The organism is Halomonas sp. GD1P12 (assembly GCF_025725645.1).
Taxonomy (GTDB): Bacteria; Pseudomonadota; Gammaproteobacteria; order Pseudomonadales; family Halomonadaceae; genus Vreelandella.
On sequence record NZ_CP107007.1, the window covers coordinates 3,440,245 to 3,456,694 of the forward strand.

Consider the following 16,450-nt stretch of genomic DNA (forward strand, 5'->3'; position numbering starts at 1 on the left):
CCTACCTGTGTGGGCGGGCGCTGTCCAGCGGTGGGCGGTTTTAGACGGGGGTCGCATTGCCGCCCGAAGCGCCCTGGGGCATGCTGAACGGGCACGGCTTTTCGCAACCCATCGGGAACCCAATAACATGAAAAAATTCACGCTGAGCACGCTGACCCTTTCGGTCTCACTGGCGGCGGTGGGCAGCGCCCATGCCAATGATTTCGACGACATGGACCCGGTCACGCTGCGTCTGGCCCACGTGGTCAACGAGCAGGACGGCTTTCACATGGCCGCGACCAAATTCGAGGAGCTGGTAGAGGAGCGCACGGGCGGCAAGGTCGATATCGAGATCTACCCCAACGCGAGCCTCGGTGACGAGCGCACGCTGCTCGAAGGCATGCAGATCGGCACGGTCGATATGGGTGTGATCACCAACGGGCCGGTGGCCAACTTCGTCGAGGAGATGGCGGTATTCGAGCTGCCCTTCCTCTTCCCCTCCCCCGAGGCCGCCTACCGCGTGCTGGACGGTGAAATCGGTCAGGAGCTTCTGGATAAGCTCGCGGACGTGAACCTGAAGGGACTGGCCTATGCCGAGCGTGGCTTTCGCAACCTGACCAACAGCGAGCGCGCGGTGAATACACCGGACGATATGGACGGGCTGCGCATCCGCGTGATGGAGAACCCGGTCTACACCGACACCTTCCGGGCGCTGGGCGCCAACGCGGTGCCGATGGCCTGGACCGAGGCACTCACCGCCATGCAGCAGGGCACCATCGACGGGCAGGAAAATCCGGTCAACGTGATCCACTCCTTCAACCTGGAGGAGACCCAGAACTACATGACGCTGTCGCGCCACACCTACGCGCCGGCGATCTTCGTGATGGGCCTGCCCGCCTGGAACCAGCTCCCGGAAGCGGCTCAAACGGTATTGGAAGGCGCCGCTCAGGAAGCTGCGGAGTACGAGCGCGCGCTCAACGCCGACATGGAAGCCGAGCAGCTCGCCTCGCTCAAGGAGTCCGGCATGCAGATCAATGAATCGCCGGATATCGAGGCCTTCCAGAGCGCCGTCGAGCCGATCTACGAGCAGTACGGCGAACGCTTTGGTGACTACCTGCCGCGTATTCGCGAGGCGATCGCCCAGTAGGCGTTTTCGCCAGCGTCACAAAAAAAGGCCACCGTCGCGGTGGCCTTGTCGGCTCCAAGCGCCTCGAGGCGATCAGGCCAGAACCTTGCCCGGGTTCAAAAGCCCTTTCGGGTCGAGCGCGAGTTTCATACGCTTCATCAGCGCAATCTCTTCCGGCGTGCGGGAGATGCTCAGGTAGTCGCGCTTCTCGAGTCCGACGCCGTGCTCGGCGGAGATCGAGCCGCTGTACTGACTGAGCGTGCCGTAGACGATCTCTTCTACCGCGCGGCGGCTGTGCGGGCTCGGGTCGCGCACGGTGATCATGATGTGCAGGTTGCCGTCGCCCAGATGACCAAAGACCACGATTTTAGCAACGCCCGGCCACTGCGCCTCGAGCTTCTCCTCGAGGGTGGTGACGTAGGCGTCCATGTGTGCGATCGGCAGACTGATGTCATAGGAGAACATCGGGTTCAGCTCGTATACCAGCGTCTCGATGTCTTCACGAATATCCCAGATGCCTTGGCGCTGGGTGCTGGAGTTCGCCAGCACCGCGTCCGTGATCAGCTCCTCTTCCAGCGCCTTCTCGAGCACCGCGGCGAAGGCCTCGGCGTCCTTCTCTTCATCAGCGCCAAGGGTTTCGATGATGGCGTAGAAGGGCGAGTCGCCGGCGAGAATCTCCGCGTGTTTGGTGGCCTCGCTGGTCATCAGCGCGTAGTGATTGTTCCACAACGCCTCGAACGCGCTCAGGCTGTTGGCAAGCTCCTTGGAGGCGAACTGCAAAAGCCGCGTGAGCGCCTCAAACGACGGCACCGCGACCAGCGCGGTCTGCTCGCTGGGCATTTTGGGCTGCAGGCGCAGCACCGCACGGGTGACGATGCCAAGGGTGCCTTCGCTGCCGATAAAGAGCTGCTTCAAATCATACCCGGCGTTGTTCTTGAGCATGGTATTCATCGAGCTGACCACGGTGCCATCGCTGAGCACCGCTTCAAGGCCCAGCACCTGCTGGCGCATCATGCCGTAGCGAATCACGCGGATACCGCCGGCGTTGGTGGCGATGTTGCCGCCAATCGTACAGGAGCCGCGCGCGCCGAGATCCAGCGGGAATTGCATATCGATATCGTCGGCGGCTTCCTGCACGCGCTGCAGGGTCGCGCCCGCTTGTACGCGCATGGTCGAGCCCACCGCGTCGACCTCTTCGATCTGGTTCATCAGCTCGAGCGAGACCACGAGCTCGTTGGGGCTGGCGACGGCGCCATGCACGACGCCGGTCAGGCCGCCGTGGGTCACCACCGCCTGTTTGGCCGAATGACACGCCGCCATCACCTGGCTGAGCTGCTGCGTCGTCTGCGGCCGAATGATCGCCATGGCCTCGCAGGGGGCCTTGGTGAACCAGTCGACGCTTCGCTGGGCGACGTCGTCTCCCAGCAGAATGCCTTTTTTACCGACGATGTTTTCAAGCTCGTTAATCAGCGTGTTCATGATCTCTACCTGTCGAGCGAGGCCTGCAAAGCCGGCCCGCCTGTTTTAATTTAGCCAAAGCGAATGCAACGTTATCCTGTCATCGCCTCCCGCGAAAGCATTGATGATGTGTGCGGGGCCATGAAGGCTACCGCCAACGCCATGTTGGCTCAAGCGCCAGCCGCCTCCGCATGGTCTGGCGCCGTTATGATAAAGTGCCCCGGCAAAAATGCCCTCCAACGATTAAAACAGCGCTCTCAAGGAGTTCACGTGGAACACGCCCCCTCTCGTCTCACGCCCCGTCTGCTCGTTCTGGCTGCCGCCGGCCTGTTCGGCATCGCCACCGCCAGCGCCGATATTCCCTCAACCTCTCTGCGCCTGGCCCACGTGGTGAATAGTGACGACACCTACCACCTCGCCGCCACGCGCTTTCAGGAAATTCTGGATGAGCAGAGCGACGGCGCGGTCAGCGTGGAGATTTTCCCCAACGCGAGCCTCGGCGACGAGCGCACGCTGTTGGAAGGCATGCAGATCGGCACCGTGGACATGGGCGTGATCACCAATGGCCCGGTGGCCAACTTCGTCGACGAGTTTTCGGTGTTCGAACTGCCGTTTCTGTTCCCCACCGCCAACGAGGCGTATGACGTACTCGACGGCGAGATCGGCCAGGAGATTCTCGACAAGCTCGAAGGCGTGAACCTCAAGGGGCTGGCGTTTGCCGAGCGCGGCTTTCGTAATATCACCAATAGCCGCAACCCGATCAACGAGCCGGCGGATCTGGACGGGCTGCGCCTGCGCGTGATCGAAAACGAAGTCTACGTGGACACCTTTCGCACCCTGGGCGCCAACGCCGTGCCGATGGCCTGGACCGAAGCGCTGACCGCACTTCAGCAGGGCACCATCGATGGCCAGGAGAACCCGGTCAACGCCATCTACGCCTTTGACCTGGCCGAGACTCAGGATTATCTCACCATGACGCGTCACATCTACGCCCCAGCGCTGTTTGTGATGAGCCTGCCCAAGTGGAGCGCGCTGCCCGACGAGGTGCAGACGCTGGTGCAGGACGCCGCCCGTGAGGCGTCCGCCTACGCGCGCGCGCAAAACGCCGAGGCTGAAGCCGAGCAGCTCACAGCGCTGCGCGAAGCCGGCATGGAGATCAATGAGTCACCGGATATCGACGCCTTCCGCGAGGCCGTAGCGCCGGTGTACGAGCGCTACGGCGATCGGTTCGGCGACTACCTGCCGCGCATTCAGGCCGCCCTCGAGTAAGCCGCCATGTCCTCAAGACCGCCATCGACTTCGTTGCTCTCGTTGCTTGACCCCGTGGTGAGCGTTCTGCGGGCCATCGAGCGCGGCCTGGACGCCGTGCTCAAGCCCGTGGTGTTTCTCGGCATGGCCGCGCTGATCGTCGTGATCACGCTGCAGATCGTTTCCCGGGTGTTCTTCACCGCGGCGGGCTGGACCGAAGAGGTCGCCCGCTTTCTGCTGATCTGGATCACCTTTCTCGCCGGCACGCTGGCGTTTCAGCGCGGCCACCATATCGCCGTCACCTTCGCCGTCGACGCCCTGCCGCCCACGCTACGCCGGGTGGCGCGCTTTCTCGCCGTGCTGGCGGTGATCGCTTTCATGATCACGCTGATCGTGATCGGCTACCGCTACATGCAGGTGCAGAGCTTTCAAAAATCCGCTTCGCTTCGCGTACCGATGTCGTATGTCTACGCGGTGATGCCGGTCAGCGCGGCGCTCATGGCCTGGTACGCGCTGGTGGATCTTTTCGAAATCGTACTCGAGGGCGAGCCGCGAAAACCGATGGGAGAGCAGACACCATGACGCTTCTTCTCTTCGGGCTCTTCTTTCTCCTCATGCTGCTGGGCGTGCCGATCGCCTTCGCCATCGGCGCAAGCTCGCTCTACGCGCTCTACCAGGGCGGCGTGCCGCTGATGGTGGTCACCCAGCAGATGTTCCAGGGCATCAACTCGTTTGCGCTGGTCGCCATTCCGATGTTCATTCTGGCCGGCGATTTGATGGCCCAGGGGCGGGTGAGCGAGCGGCTGGTGAGCTTCGCCGACTCGCTGGTGGGTTTTCTGCGCGGCGGGCTCTCGATCGTCTCGGTCATGGCAGGCATGTTTTTCGCCGCGATCTCGGGCTCCGGCGCGGCCACCACCGCGGCGGTGGGGTCGAGTCTCGTGCCGGAACTCAAGCGCAAGGGGTATGAGCCGGCCTCCGCAGCGAGTTTGATCGCGGCGAGCGGCACCATCGGTGTGGTCATACCACCGTCGGTGCCGATGATCATCTACGCGGTGATCGCCCAGCAGTCGGTGTCCGAGCTGTTCTTGAGCGGCTTTCTACCGGGTTTGGCGATGGGGGTGGGGCTGATGGCGATCGCCCTGGTGCAGGCTTACAAGCGCCAGTACCCCAAGGGTACGCCGCTGTCGTCTGCCACCATCTGGCGCACCTTCAAGTCCGCCAGCTGGGGGCTGATGACCCCGGTGATCATTCTGGGCGGTATCTTCACCGGGATCTTTACCCCCTCCGAGGCCGCCGTGGTAGCGGTGAACTACGCGCTGTTGGTGTCGCTATTCGTCTACCGCGATTTGAACGTGGCCCAGGCGTACCGGCTGTTGATCCGTTCGGCGATGACCACGGCGGTGATCATGCTGGTGATCGCCATGTCGGCAGTACTCAGTTGGACGCTATCGAGCTGGCAGGTGCCCGGCGCCATCGCCGAGTCGGTGCTGTCGCTCTCCACCAATCCGCTGGTGATCATGCTGCTGGTCGTTGCGGTGATTCTGCTCACCGGCGTGTTCATCGAAACCGCCAGCGCCTTGATCATTCTCACCCCGGTGCTGCTGCCGCTGGTGCTACAGCTCGGGATCGACCCGATCCACTTCGGGCTGATCATCGTGGTGGGGCTCTCGATCGGCATGATCACCCCGCCGGTGGCGATCAACCTGTACGTGGCGTCATCGGTGACCCAGCTGCCGCTGGAGCGCATCACCCGCGCGATCATTCCCTATCTACTGGGGCTGATCGGCGTCTTGCTGCTGGTGGTGTACGTGCCGATTTTCATGGGCTGGTCGGGAAACTGACCATATAGTATCTGCGCGTCGAGGGAGCCCACATGGGCTCCCTTTTTTATGTTCAAAAAGCGGCGACGGCGCTCAGGCGCCCTGGTCACCCTGCTGGCAGGATTTGCGAAACTGCCCCGGCGTGATGTCGAAGAGCTGATAAAAACAGTTGCGAAAATGCGAGATGCTGACGAAGCCCGTGGCCACCGCCACCTCCGCCAGCGGTTTGTTGGTCTGCTGTAGAAGCTGACGCGCCCGGGTCAGGCGAAGCTCCATGTAGTAGCGTGACGGGCTTGCGCTGACGTAGATCGAAAACATGCGCTCGAGCTGGCGCCGGGAAATGTTCACCCAGTTACTGATCTCGGCAATCGAAAGGGGCTCTTCGATGTTGTTCTTCATCAGCTGCAGCGAGATCTTGAGCTTCTCCGGAAGGGTGTGGTTTTGATCGACCCGAAGTGTCGAGATATCCGGCGAGTCCAGACCCTTGTCGCAGCTGAGCATCTCCTCGACAGCGCCGACCACCGCGTTGCCGCAGTCGGAGCGAACCACTTCGAGCATCATACTCAGCGAGCTGCTGGCCCCGGCGCAGCTCAGTCGATTACGGTCGACGATAAAGCTTCTGCTGGTCACCGATACATCCCAGAACTGCTCCGCCATCATCGCCCGGCCGTCCGGGTGATAAGCGCACTGATAGCCGCTCATCAGCCCCGCCTCGGCCAGAAAATAGGCGCCGTTCCAGAGCCCGCCCAGCACCGCGCCGTGGTGATCCGCGCTCTTGAGCCGGCTGCGTAAAAGCGCGGTGGCCTGCGCCTTGACGCGCAGCCCACCGCAAACGATGACCACGTCTACGTCCAGCGCAGCACTGTCGAAATCTGCAAGCGTCATATCCGTCGACACTTCGATTCCCAGATCGGACACCGTCGCCGCTCGCTCGCCCACCACCCGCACCTCGTAGAGCGTCGAGGACTTCATCAGGTTCGTGGTCACCAGCGCATCCACCGCGCCGGTAAACGCCATCATCGAAAAGTTTTCCAGCAGGATGAAGGCCACGCGCCGCGTGCTTTTGGCGCTGTCATCCGTGTTTTTTGGGGCGATATACGCCATGTTCTTGTTCTTTAACGTACTCGAGAATCTGTCTCGCATAACGCCCCCTGACGTTAGGTCCACCTGATAGTAATGGCGCTTTTTCCAACTCCGCTCAAGTCTTTCACTCGCTTTGCGAATCGACATCCAGCACGCTCTCCACCTCCATCACTTCGCCACAGCGGCTCGGGCGATAGCCGGGCAGGGCTTGTACGGCCTGCTGGAATGCTTCGCCGCTGAGTACCTCGAGAAAGCTTTGGAGCCGTGGCTCCTTCAGGGCGTGGTGGTGGCAGGCGAGCAGGTAGTCCTCCACCGCCAGCGGGATGAAATCGAGGCCGAACTTTTCGGCGCCGGCCTGTACGCCGAAGCCGACGTCGGCCATGCCGGCGGCCACGTAAGCGGCGACGGCGGAGTGGGTGAACTCCTCGACTTCGAAGCCGCGAATGGCGACGCTTGCCACCTCCGCCTCGCTCAGCAGGCAGTCGAGCAGCGAGCGCGTCCCGGAAGAGGCCTGGCGGTTGACGAAGCGCACGCCCTCAAACGCGAGCGATGCGACACCCTGAATGCCAAGCGGATTGCCCGGCGCCACCATTAACCCCTGGGTGCGGGCGATGAAGCCGATCACCCGATGCTCGCGGGGTTTCAGCAGGCCCTGGTAGGTGGCGCGAATGCGCTCGCCCACCGCCCCGCGGGGCAAATGAAAACCCGCCACGTCACAGCTGCCGCGGTTAAGCGCAGCGAGCGACTCCTGAGGACTGCAGTACTGCAAGTCCAGCGGCAGCGCCGTGAGGTGTTTGGGCAGAAGCTCGACGGCGAAGCCGTGGCTGGCGTGCAGGCGCAGCACCGACACCTGGCCCTGCTGTTCGCGCGCGATGGCGAGATTCAGCTCCGAGCCGAGACTTTCGAGCTGCGGGCCCAGGCGCGCCACCGCGCGCTGCTCCGCCCATAGAAGCTTTTCACCCAGCGGCGTGAGCTGCGCGCCGCGCCCACGCTGCATCTCGACCAGCGCCACGCCGAAAAACGCACTCCCCTGGCGCAATAAGTTCCACGCGTGCCGGTATGAGATACCCACGTCCTCGGCGGCCTGGGTTAACTTACCCCGCCGGTAAACCGCGCCCAGAAGGCGAAGTAGCTGTAAATCCAGCTGGTTTCCCGCATCGTCACGAAAGCACCAGGTAGGAAGCACGGTGATTTTCTTCATTGGCAGCATCTTTCATATTTTGTCGTTATGGGCTTGATGCTAGCGTGACATTGACCGTGGTGCACGCCTTTTAAAATCGATTTCAAATAAGCATCAGCGTGCATATTGATAACAAACAATCCGTACCGGGAGAGACACGATGAAGCCGTCTCCAGAATGGTCGTCGGCGTCGATTCAAACCGAGATCGACGCGCTCAAACACAAGCCCGGCGCGCTGCTGCCGATTCTTCACGCCCTGCAGGACCGCTTCGGCTTCATCCCGACCGATGCGATCCCCCTGATCGCCGCCTCGCTCCAGCAGACCCGCGCTGAAATCCACGGCGTCATCAGCTTTTACCACCACTTTCGCACCACCCCGCCGGGGCGCCACGTGCTGCAGATCTGCCGTGCCGAGGCGTGCCAGTCCGTCGGCGCGCGCGCGCTCGAGGCCCACGCCAAGTCGCGCCTGGGCGTGGATTATCACCAGACCACGCCGGACCGTGAAATCACGTTAGAGGCCGTTTACTGCCTCGGCAACTGCGCCTGCGGGCCCTCGATCAGCGTCGACGGCCAGGTCCGCGGCCGCGTGACCCAGGACACCTTCGACGAGCTTGTCGATGAGCTGCAGACCCGGCCCTTGGAGATCAGCGCATGAGCATCCGCGTTTTCGTTCCCCGCGACACCACCGCGCTTTCACTGGGCGCCGACACCGTTGCGCGCCGCCTGGAGCGCGAAGCCGCCGCTCGCCACGAAGGCATCGATATCGTGCGTAACGGCTCCCGCGGGCTTTTCTGGCTCGAGCCGATGGTCGAGGTCGAAACACCGAAAGGCCGCGTCGCTTATGGCCCGGTCACGCCCGCCGATGTGCCCAGCCTGCTCGACAGCGGCCTGCTCGAAGGCTGCGTCAGCCACCCGCTGGCGCTCGGCCCGGTGGATGACATCGACTATCTCGCCCGCCAGCAGCGCCTGACCTTTGCGCGCATCGGCGTGACCGACCCGCTGTCGATTGACGACTACCGCGACCACCGGGGTTTTGCCGGGCTCGAGGCGGCGCTTTCGCTTTCGCCCCAGGCCATCGTCGATGAAGTGAAGGCCTCCGGGCTTCGCGGGCGCGGCGGCGCGGCGTTTCCCACCGGCATCAAGTGGCAAACGGTGCTCGACGCGCCTTCTGATCAAAAATACATCGTCTGCAACGCCGACGAGGGTGACTCCGGCACCTTCGCCGACCGGCTGGCGATGGAGTGCGACCCCTACATGCTGATCGAAGGCATGACGATTGCCGGGCTCGCGGTGGGCGCAACCCAGGGCTATATCTATCTGCGCTCGGAGTACCCGCTGGCGAAAGAGATCCTCGATGAGGCGATCGAGCGCGCCGAGGTAGCGGGGTATCTGGGCGATAACATCCGCGAAAGCGGGCGCGCCTTTCATCTGGAAGTGCGCCTGGGCGCCGGCGCCTATATCTGCGGCGAAGAGACGTCGCTGCTGGAAAGCCTCGAAGGCAAGCGGGGCCTGGTGCGCTTCAAGCCACCGTTGCCCGCCATCGAGGGTCTGTTTGGCCGGCCCACCGTGGTCAACAACGTGCTGTCACTTGCCGCAGTGCCGCTCATTCTGGCCGAAGGCGGCCAGGCCTATGCCGATTACGGCATGGGCCGCTCGCGCGGGACGCTGGCGCTGCAACTGGCGGGCAACGTCAAGCGCGGCGGATTAATCGAGCTTGCCTTTGGCACGACGCTTCGCACCTTGATGGAGGAGTTTGGCGGCGGCACGTTGAGCGGGCGGCCGCTTCGCGCGGTGCAGGTGGGCGGGCCGCTGTGCGCCTACCTGCCCGAAAGCCAGTGGGACATGCCGCTCGACTACGAAACCTTCGCCGAGGTCGGCGCGGGGGTGGGCCACGGCGGCGTGGTGATGTTCGACGATAGCGTCGACATGGCCGAGCAGGCGCGCTTTTCGATGGAGTTCTGCAAGGAAGAGTCCTGCGGCAAGTGCACGCCGTGCCGCATCGGCTCGACCCGCGGCGTGGAGGTGATCGACCGCATTCGCAAGGGCGAGAACCGCGACGCCAACCTCGCGCTGCTCAATGATCTTTGCGAGACGATGGTGGATGGCTCGCTGTGCGCCATGGGTGGCATGACCCCCTTCCCGGTGCAGAGCGCGCTCAAGCACTTTTCCGAGGACTTCCAGCGTCCAGCCAGCGGAGAACACTCATGATTGAACATTTCGATCCACGGCGTCAGGCCAATAGCGTCGATTTCGCGAAGGACGATTTCAGCAAGGACTATGGCACCCCCGCTGCCCGCCCGGGCGCGGCCTCGGTCAGCGTCGAAATCGACGGCATCACCTTGAGCGTGCCGGAAGGCACCTCCGTGCTGCGCGCCGCCGCCCTTGCCGATATCAGCATTCCCAAACTCTGCGCCACCGACAGCCTCGAGGCCTTTGGCTCCTGCCGGCTCTGCGCCGTCGAGATCGAAGGCCGCCGGGGCCTGCCGGCCTCCTGCACCACGCCGGTGGTTCAGGGCATGAAGGTCACGACGCAAAACGAGCGCCTGGCGAAGCTTCGTCGGGGCGTGATGGAGCTCTACATTTCCGATCACCCGCTGGATTGTCTGACCTGCTCCGCCAACGGCGACTGCGAGCTGCAGGACATGGCGGGCAGCGTCGGGCTTCGCGAGGTGCGCTACGGCTTTGAAGGAGAGAACCACCTCGACAAGCCAAAGGACACCTCCAACCCCTACTTCACGTTTGACCCGAGCAAGTGCATCGTCTGCTCGCGCTGTGTGCGCGCCTGCGACGAGGTGCAGGGCACCTTCGCGCTGACCATCGACGGGCGCGGCTTCGATTCCAAGGTCTCCGCCGGCCAGGACGAGGCGTTCATGGACTCGGACTGCGTCTCCTGCGGCGCCTGCGTGCAGGCCTGCCCCACGGCCACGCTGATGGACAACAGCGTAATCGACCATGGCGTGCCGGATCGCAGCGTAGTGACCACCTGCGCCTACTGCGGCGTGGGCTGCTCCTTCGAGGCCCAGATGAAGGGCGACAAGCTCGTGCGCATGGTGCCTTACAAGGGCGGCGACGCCAACCACGGCCACTCCTGCGTGAAGGGGCGCTTCGCCTTCGGCTACGCCTCTCACCCGGACCGGCTGACCACGCCGATGATTCGCGATTCCATCGACCAGCCCTGGCGCGAAGCGAGCTGGGAAGAGGCGATCAGCTTCGCCGCCAAACGCCTGAAAGCGATTCAGGCCGAGCATGGCCGCGAAAGCATCGGCGGTATTACCTCCTCGCGCTGCACCAACGAGGAAACCTATCTGGTGCAGAAGCTGATCCGCGCGGCGTTCGGCAACAACAATACCGACACCTGCGCCCGGGTCTGCCACTCGCCCACCGGCTACGGCCTGAAAACCACGCTAGGCGAATCTGCGGGTACCCAGACGTTTGATTCGGTGATGCAATCTGATGCGATCATCGTTATCGGCGCCAACCCCACCGATGCCCACCCGGTGTTCGGCTCGATGATGCGTAAGCGCCTGCGCCAAGGCGCGAAGCTGATCGTCGCTGACCCGCGCCGCATCGATCTGCTGAAAACGCCGCACCTGAAAGAGGCCCAGCACCTGCCGCTGCGCCCGGGTACCAACGTGGCGCTGGTCAACGCCCTGGCCCACGTGGTGATTACCGAAGGCCTGGAAGACAAGGACTTCGTCGCCAAGCGCTGCGATACCGATGCCTACCAGAGCTGGCGCGCGTTCATCAGTGAAGAGCGCCACTCGCCCGAGGTGTCTGAGCCCATCACCGGCGTGCCCGCTGACGCCGTCCGTCAGGCGGCGCGCACCTACGCAACCGTTCCCAACGGCGCGATCTACTACGGGCTGGGCGTGACCGAGCATAGCCAAGGCTCGACCATGGTGATGGGCATCGCGAACCTGGCGCTCGCCACCGGCAACATCGGCCGCGAAGGCGTGGGCGTGAACCCGCTGCGCGGCCAGAACAACGTGCAGGGCTCCTGCGATATGGGCTCCTTCCCTCATGAGCTTCCGGGCTACCAGCACGTGGCGGACCCCAACGCCCGCGGCCGTTTCGAGGCCAAATGGGGCGTGCAGCTTGACGATGAGCCGGGGCTGCGCATTCCCAACATGTTCGACGCGGCGATCGAGGGCACCTTCAAGGCGCTCTACGTGCAAGGCGAGGACATCGCCCAGTCCGACCCCAACACTCAGCACGTCGAAGCCGCCCTGCGCTCGCTGGACTGCCTGATCGTGCAGGATATTTTCCTCAACGAAACCGCCAAGTTCGCCCACGTGCTGCTGCCGGGCTCGAGTTTTCTGGAGAAGGACGGCACCTTCACCAACGCCGAGCGGCGCATCAACCGCGTGCGCAAGGTGACCCCGCCGGTGGCCGGCAAGCAGGACTGGGAAGTGACTCAGGATCTCGCCAACGCCCTGGGCTACCCGATGAACTACGCCCACCCGTCCGAGATCATGGACGAGATCGCAGCGCTTGCGCCGAGCTTTGCCGGGGTGAGCTACGAAAAACTCGAGCAGTACGGAAGCCTCCAGTGGCCCTGCAACGACGAAAACCCGCAAGGCATGCCGACCATGCACGCGCTCAACTTCCCGATCGGGCTTGGCCGCTTTGCGATCACCGAATACGTGGCCACCGAAGAGCGCGCCAACCGCCGCTTCCCGCTGCTGCTGACCACCGGGCGGATTTTGAGCCAGTACAACGTGGGTGCGCAGACGCGGCGCACGCACAACCAGCACTGGCACAACGAGGACGTGCTGGAGCTGCACCCGAGTGACGCCGAGCTTCGTGGCGTGAGCGACGGCGACTGGCTCGGCATCACCAGCCGCTCGGGCCAGACGGTGCTGCGCGCGCGCATTAGCGAGCGCATGCAGCCCGGCGTGGTTTACACCACCTTCCACCACCCGGGCAGCGGTGCTAACGTGATCACCACCGACAACTCGGACTGGGCCACCAATTGCCCGGAATACAAGGTGACCGCCGTGCAGGTAGAAAAAGTCAGCCAGCCCTCCGCCTGGCAGCAGCGCTTCAACGCCTTCGATCAGACCCAAAAGCGCCATTTGGCGAAGGCGCAGCAGGAGGCGCCGTGAACGCTACCGAGCGCGAAGAGCAGGCGCTAACGCGCCTGCCGGTCGAGGTGCGTCGCCACCAGAGCGGCTGGCAGGCTGATGTCGATGAGGACGCGCTGGCCGAAGAAGTGCCGGTCGCGCTGATCTACAACGGCATCTCCCACGCGGTGATGATGGCAAGCCCGAAAGAACTAATGGATCTGGCGCTCGGTTTTAGCCTGACCGAGGGCATCATTGCCCACCCGCACGAGTGCTACGACTGGGAGATCCGTGAGGAGGAGAACGGCCTGGCCGTTCACCTGACGATTGCCACCGAGCGCCTGATGGCGCTCAAGGAGCGCCGGCGCAGCATGACCGGGCGCACCGGCTGCGGGCTCTGTGGCACCGAGGCGCTCGATCAGGCGATCCGCCCGATTCCCGAGGTTCGCGCGCCGGTCCTTACGGATGCCGCCATCGCCCGTGCGCTCGACGCCTTCTCCGCCCACCAGCCGCTGAAAGCCGCCACCGGCGCGGTGCATGGTGCGGCCTGGTGCAGCCTGGAGGGAGAGATTCTCTGCGTGCGCGAAGACGTGGGCCGCCACAACGCATTGGACAAACTGATCGGCGCGCTGGCGCGCGAGAAAGCGGCGCTCGACAACGGTTTCGTGCTGGTCTCCAGCCGGGCCAGCTATGAAATGGTGCACAAGTGCGCCAGCGCCGGCATCGGCGCGCTGGTGGCGGTTTCCGCAGCCACGGCGCTCGCCGTGCGCCAGGCCCAGGCGGCGAAGCTGCTGCTCGTGGGCTTCGCCCGCCGCCACCGCCACGTGATCTATCACCGCCCGAGCGCGGCACCTTCCAAGGGAGCAACGTTATGTCGAACAACGACGACAACCTGATTCACATGGTCAACCAGATCGCCGCCAACCTGAGCGGCGGGCGCGATGACGACACCGCGGCCAGCGCCACCTGCCGTCACCTTGAAACCTTCTGGGCGCGGACGATGAAAAAGCGCCTGGCTGAGCGCGTGCAGGGTGACGCGACGGGCTTTTCGCCGGTGGCCAGGCAGGCAGCAATGCTGCTCGCCGAGCGGCTAAGCCAGCGCCAGGCCAGCTGAATACGAGTGCTATCAAAAAGCCCTAACGTGCGCGTTTGCCCTTTCACAATCGCCGGTTAACCAATCAAGTAGGCTACAAACGGTGTAAAACGCCTCTTATTAACCTGAGTTAAGGCGATTGAGAGGCGCGAGGTTCACTGTGGGAGCCTTGAGGCCAAAAACGGCCCACCTGGACACGGATGTGCCGCACCGTTTGGGCTGCTCTGACCATTTAACCGCCTGGCCAGGGCAGCCATTTTATTGCCTGTACGCCGACCTGTTTTTACGCGCTAGCGCTTTCGGGCCGGCGCTCCTCCAGCATCCCCTTGTCCAGAATGAAGCGGATGATCTCCTCGAGCCCGACACCGTCGTAAAGATTGGTGAATACGAAGGGCCGTTCGCCGCGCATCTTTTTCGAATCCCGCTCCATGACCTCGAGTGAGGCGTGCACCTGCTCGGCGATGTCGATCTTGTTGATGATCAGAAGATCCGATTTGGTGATGCCCGGGCCGCCCTTGCGCGGAATCTTGTCGCCGGCGGAGACGTCGATCACGTAGAGCGTGAGATCGGAAAGCTCCGGGCTGAAGGTCGCCGAGAGGTTGTCGCCGCCGGACTCCACCAGCACCAGCTCCAATCCCGGGTGGCGGCTCTGCAGCTCGTCGATCGCCGCCAGGTTCATCGAGGCGTCCTCGCGGATCGCGGTGTGCGGACAGCCGCCGGTCTCGACCCCGAGGATTCGATCTGCCGCCAGCGCGTCGTGCTTGAGCAGAAAATCCGCGTCTTCACGGGTGTAGATATCGTTGGTCACCACGGCGATATCGTAGTGATCGCGCAGCGAAAGGCAGAGCTGCTTGAGTAGTGCGGTCTTGCCGGAGCCTACCGGTCCACCGACTCCTACGCGTAAACAGTGTGTCATATCGTTCTCCTGAATCGGTCAATCAGCTTCTAAACGTTAACTTCTAAACAACCGGGAATACTGGGTTTCGTGCAGCGCGCTTGCCAGCGCCACGCCGGGCAGCACCGGGCCGAGCGCGTCATCATCAAGCGTTAGCGCCTGGTCCACAGCGTATGAAAGCGCAGGACGCAGCCGCTCGATGATGCGCTGGGCGGCCGTGTGGCCCAGCGGCAGCGCCTTGCACGCCACCGCCAGCTGGTTTTCGAGCCACGCCCAGCCAAAGCCGAGCAGGGCCTGGCGCGGGCTTACGCTGCGCGTAAAGGCGGTGTAGGCGAAAAGCGTTACGTAACCGGCCTGCTCGGGCAGCAATTTCCCTTCAGGCAGAAGCTCAAGACTGCCCAATAGCCGCTTGAGGGATGCGCCGAGGCGGCTGTCCTCGGCGACAAGCTCCGCGGTTTCCCGGGTGGCGGCAAGCCACGCGTCCCACTCGGCAACGTCGGCGGCGTCGCCGCGCTCGAAGGCCTCGAACAGGCGTGCGATCACCGGCAGCTCGCAGCGGGTCAGGCCGTCGTCGAGCACGCCGGACAGCCACTCGGTCAGGCTCTCTTCATCGTCCACCCAGCCAAGCTCAAACGCGCTCTCGAGCCCCTGGGAAAAGGCGAAGGCGCCGATCGGCAGCGCCGGGCTGACCAGCTGCAAAAGCCCCAGCAGCGCCAGATCGTTTTGGGACTCAGTGGCCATGGGTGTGGTCATGGCCATGTTCATGCGAATGCTCATGCGAATGTTCGTGAGAGTGTTCATGCGCCGTCTCCACCTCTTCACTGTCGTGGTGGCCGTGGTCGTGCGCATGCGCGTGGCCCAACTGCTGGTAGGCGCCGGGCTCCGGGTCGAAGGTATCGTTATGGTGCTCGAGGCGCGCGCCCAGAAGCGTTGCCAGCTCCTCCAGCACGTGATCCGGCGGGAAGCGCACCCAACCGCCCTTCTCGTCTTCGCCCAGCGCCAGCTGCACGTGGCGGTTGCCCAGGTGATAGGCCAAGCGCGCCAGCGGAAGGCCAGCGGATACGCGCGCGGTGACCACCGGCTCGATGGCAGCGCACACCCGCACCACGGTGCCGTCCTCGGCTTTCAGCCCCTCGCCGTCACGCAGTACCGGGCCGCGATCGAGAAACAGCCCCAGTGCCTGGCCGGCGTCGCTTTCGGCCTTCAGGCGGCCACGGATGCGCAGCTCGAAGGGCAGCGTGAGCGTATCGCTGGCGGCGCTCGCTTCCACGGGGCCTAACCGTTCTATCAGTTTCAGCATGATCGACCTCTTAGCCATTCAATAAGTGGCGCGCCTTGTCTCGTCCAGCCCCCCGTAGGAGCAGCTTCAGCTAGCGACCGACGGTGGCACCTCACCAAGGTAAGGCTAACGCCTTCCATCGCCGAAGTGTCGGACCACTAATAAATCGGGCTCCTACAATACGTTCGTGCACCGTAGGAGTAGCTTTAGCTAGCGACCTCTTTAA

The 16,450-nt window shown here is 63.7% G+C and carries 15 protein-coding genes; 9 read left to right on the forward strand and 6 right to left on the reverse strand.

The features are described 5' to 3' along the window. Window positions 1–127 precede the first annotated feature (127 nt). A complete protein-coding gene (locus OCT39_RS15830) occupies window positions 128–1,126 on the forward strand; it encodes a TRAP transporter substrate-binding protein (RefSeq protein WP_263585397.1) in 999 nt (332 codons plus the stop codon). Window positions 1,127–1,198: 72 nt separating this feature from the next. Here OCT39_RS15830 and OCT39_RS15835 read toward each other — a convergent pair whose 3' ends face one another. Continuing rightward, on the reverse strand, window positions 1,199–2,584 hold the full coding sequence (locus OCT39_RS15835) for an FAD-binding oxidoreductase (protein WP_263585398.1): 1,386 nt from the start codon (window positions 2,582–2,584) through the stop codon (window positions 1,199–1,201). A 249-nt stretch (window positions 2,585–2,833) separates the two neighbouring features. Between OCT39_RS15835 and OCT39_RS15840 the strand changes: the two genes are divergently transcribed. The 3 genes from OCT39_RS15840 to OCT39_RS15850 are packed head-to-tail and all read left to right on the forward strand — an operon-like array spanning window position 2,834 to window position 5,652. Next, a complete protein-coding gene (locus OCT39_RS15840) occupies window positions 2,834–3,832 on the forward strand; it encodes a TRAP transporter substrate-binding protein (protein ID WP_409335778.1) in 999 nt (332 codons plus the stop codon). Window positions 3,833–3,838: 6 nt separating this feature from the next. Continuing rightward, the gene (locus OCT39_RS15845; RefSeq protein ID WP_263585399.1) at window positions 3,839–4,393 is read left to right on the forward strand and encodes a TRAP transporter small permease; all 555 of its coding nucleotides are present in this window, start codon (window positions 3,839–3,841) and stop codon (window positions 4,391–4,393) included. Further along, window positions 4,390–5,652: a TRAP transporter large permease gene (locus OCT39_RS15850; protein ID WP_263585400.1), complete on the forward strand. Its 1,263-nt coding sequence runs from the start codon at window positions 4,390–4,392 to the stop codon at window positions 5,650–5,652. The genes OCT39_RS15845 and OCT39_RS15850 overlap by 4 nt, the downstream gene beginning before the upstream one ends. A 72-nt stretch (window positions 5,653–5,724) precedes the next feature. Here the strand turns inward: OCT39_RS15850 and OCT39_RS15855 are convergent, their stop codons facing one another. Both OCT39_RS15855 and OCT39_RS15860 read right to left on the reverse strand, forming a co-directional pair. Continuing rightward, window positions 5,725–6,735, reverse strand: coding sequence for a GlxA family transcriptional regulator (locus OCT39_RS15855; RefSeq protein ID WP_263585401.1), 1,011 nt, complete (start codon window positions 6,733–6,735; stop codon window positions 5,725–5,727). A gap of 103 nt (window positions 6,736–6,838) precedes the next feature. Next, a complete protein-coding gene (locus tag OCT39_RS15860; RefSeq protein WP_263585402.1) occupies window positions 6,839–7,915 on the reverse strand; it encodes a helix-turn-helix transcriptional regulator in 1,077 nt (358 codons plus the stop codon). Window positions 7,916–8,054: 139 nt separating this feature from the next. Here OCT39_RS15860 and OCT39_RS15865 point away from each other — a divergent pair, with 139 nt between their 5' ends. The 5 genes from OCT39_RS15865 to OCT39_RS15885 are packed head-to-tail and all read left to right on the forward strand — an operon-like array spanning window position 8,055 to window position 14,071. Beyond that, a complete protein-coding gene (locus OCT39_RS15865; protein WP_263585403.1) occupies window positions 8,055–8,549 on the forward strand; it encodes a formate dehydrogenase subunit gamma in 495 nt (164 codons plus the stop codon). Next, on the forward strand, window positions 8,546–10,102 hold the full coding sequence (locus tag OCT39_RS15870; RefSeq protein WP_263585404.1) for a formate dehydrogenase beta subunit: 1,557 nt from the start codon (window positions 8,546–8,548) through the stop codon (window positions 10,100–10,102). Before OCT39_RS15865 ends, OCT39_RS15870 begins: the two co-directional genes overlap by 4 nt. Next, a complete protein-coding gene (gene fdhF / locus OCT39_RS15875) occupies window positions 10,099–12,999 on the forward strand; it encodes a formate dehydrogenase subunit alpha (protein ID WP_263585405.1) in 2,901 nt (966 codons plus the stop codon). Before OCT39_RS15870 ends, fdhF begins: the two co-directional genes overlap by 4 nt. Further along, on the forward strand, window positions 12,996–13,853 hold the full coding sequence (fdhD, locus tag OCT39_RS15880; RefSeq protein ID WP_263585406.1) for a formate dehydrogenase accessory sulfurtransferase FdhD: 858 nt from the start codon (window positions 12,996–12,998) through the stop codon (window positions 13,851–13,853). Before fdhF ends, fdhD begins: the two co-directional genes overlap by 4 nt. Continuing rightward, window positions 13,829–14,071, forward strand: coding sequence for a formate dehydrogenase subunit delta (locus OCT39_RS15885; protein ID WP_263585407.1), 243 nt, complete (start codon window positions 13,829–13,831; stop codon window positions 14,069–14,071). The genes fdhD and OCT39_RS15885 overlap by 25 nt, the downstream gene beginning before the upstream one ends. A gap of 262 nt (window positions 14,072–14,333) precedes the next feature. On the opposite strand, the gene ureG is transcribed toward OCT39_RS15885, so the two are convergent. Genes ureG through ureE form a run of 3 tightly spaced genes read right to left on the reverse strand, consistent with a single transcriptional unit; the run spans window position 14,334 to window position 16,245 of the window. Further along, on the reverse strand, window positions 14,334–14,966 hold the full coding sequence (gene ureG, locus OCT39_RS15890) for an urease accessory protein UreG (protein WP_263585408.1): 633 nt from the start codon (window positions 14,964–14,966) through the stop codon (window positions 14,334–14,336). Window positions 14,967–15,002: 36 nt separating this feature from the next. Then, on the reverse strand, window positions 15,003–15,698 hold the full coding sequence (locus OCT39_RS15895; RefSeq protein WP_263587360.1) for an urease accessory protein UreF: 696 nt from the start codon (window positions 15,696–15,698) through the stop codon (window positions 15,003–15,005). Next, window positions 15,676–16,245, reverse strand: a complete 570-nt coding sequence (gene ureE, locus OCT39_RS15900; RefSeq protein ID WP_263585409.1) for an urease accessory protein UreE — start codon at window positions 16,243–16,245, stop codon at window positions 15,676–15,678. The genes OCT39_RS15895 and ureE overlap by 23 nt, the downstream gene beginning before the upstream one ends. Window positions 16,246–16,450 lie beyond the last annotated feature (205 nt).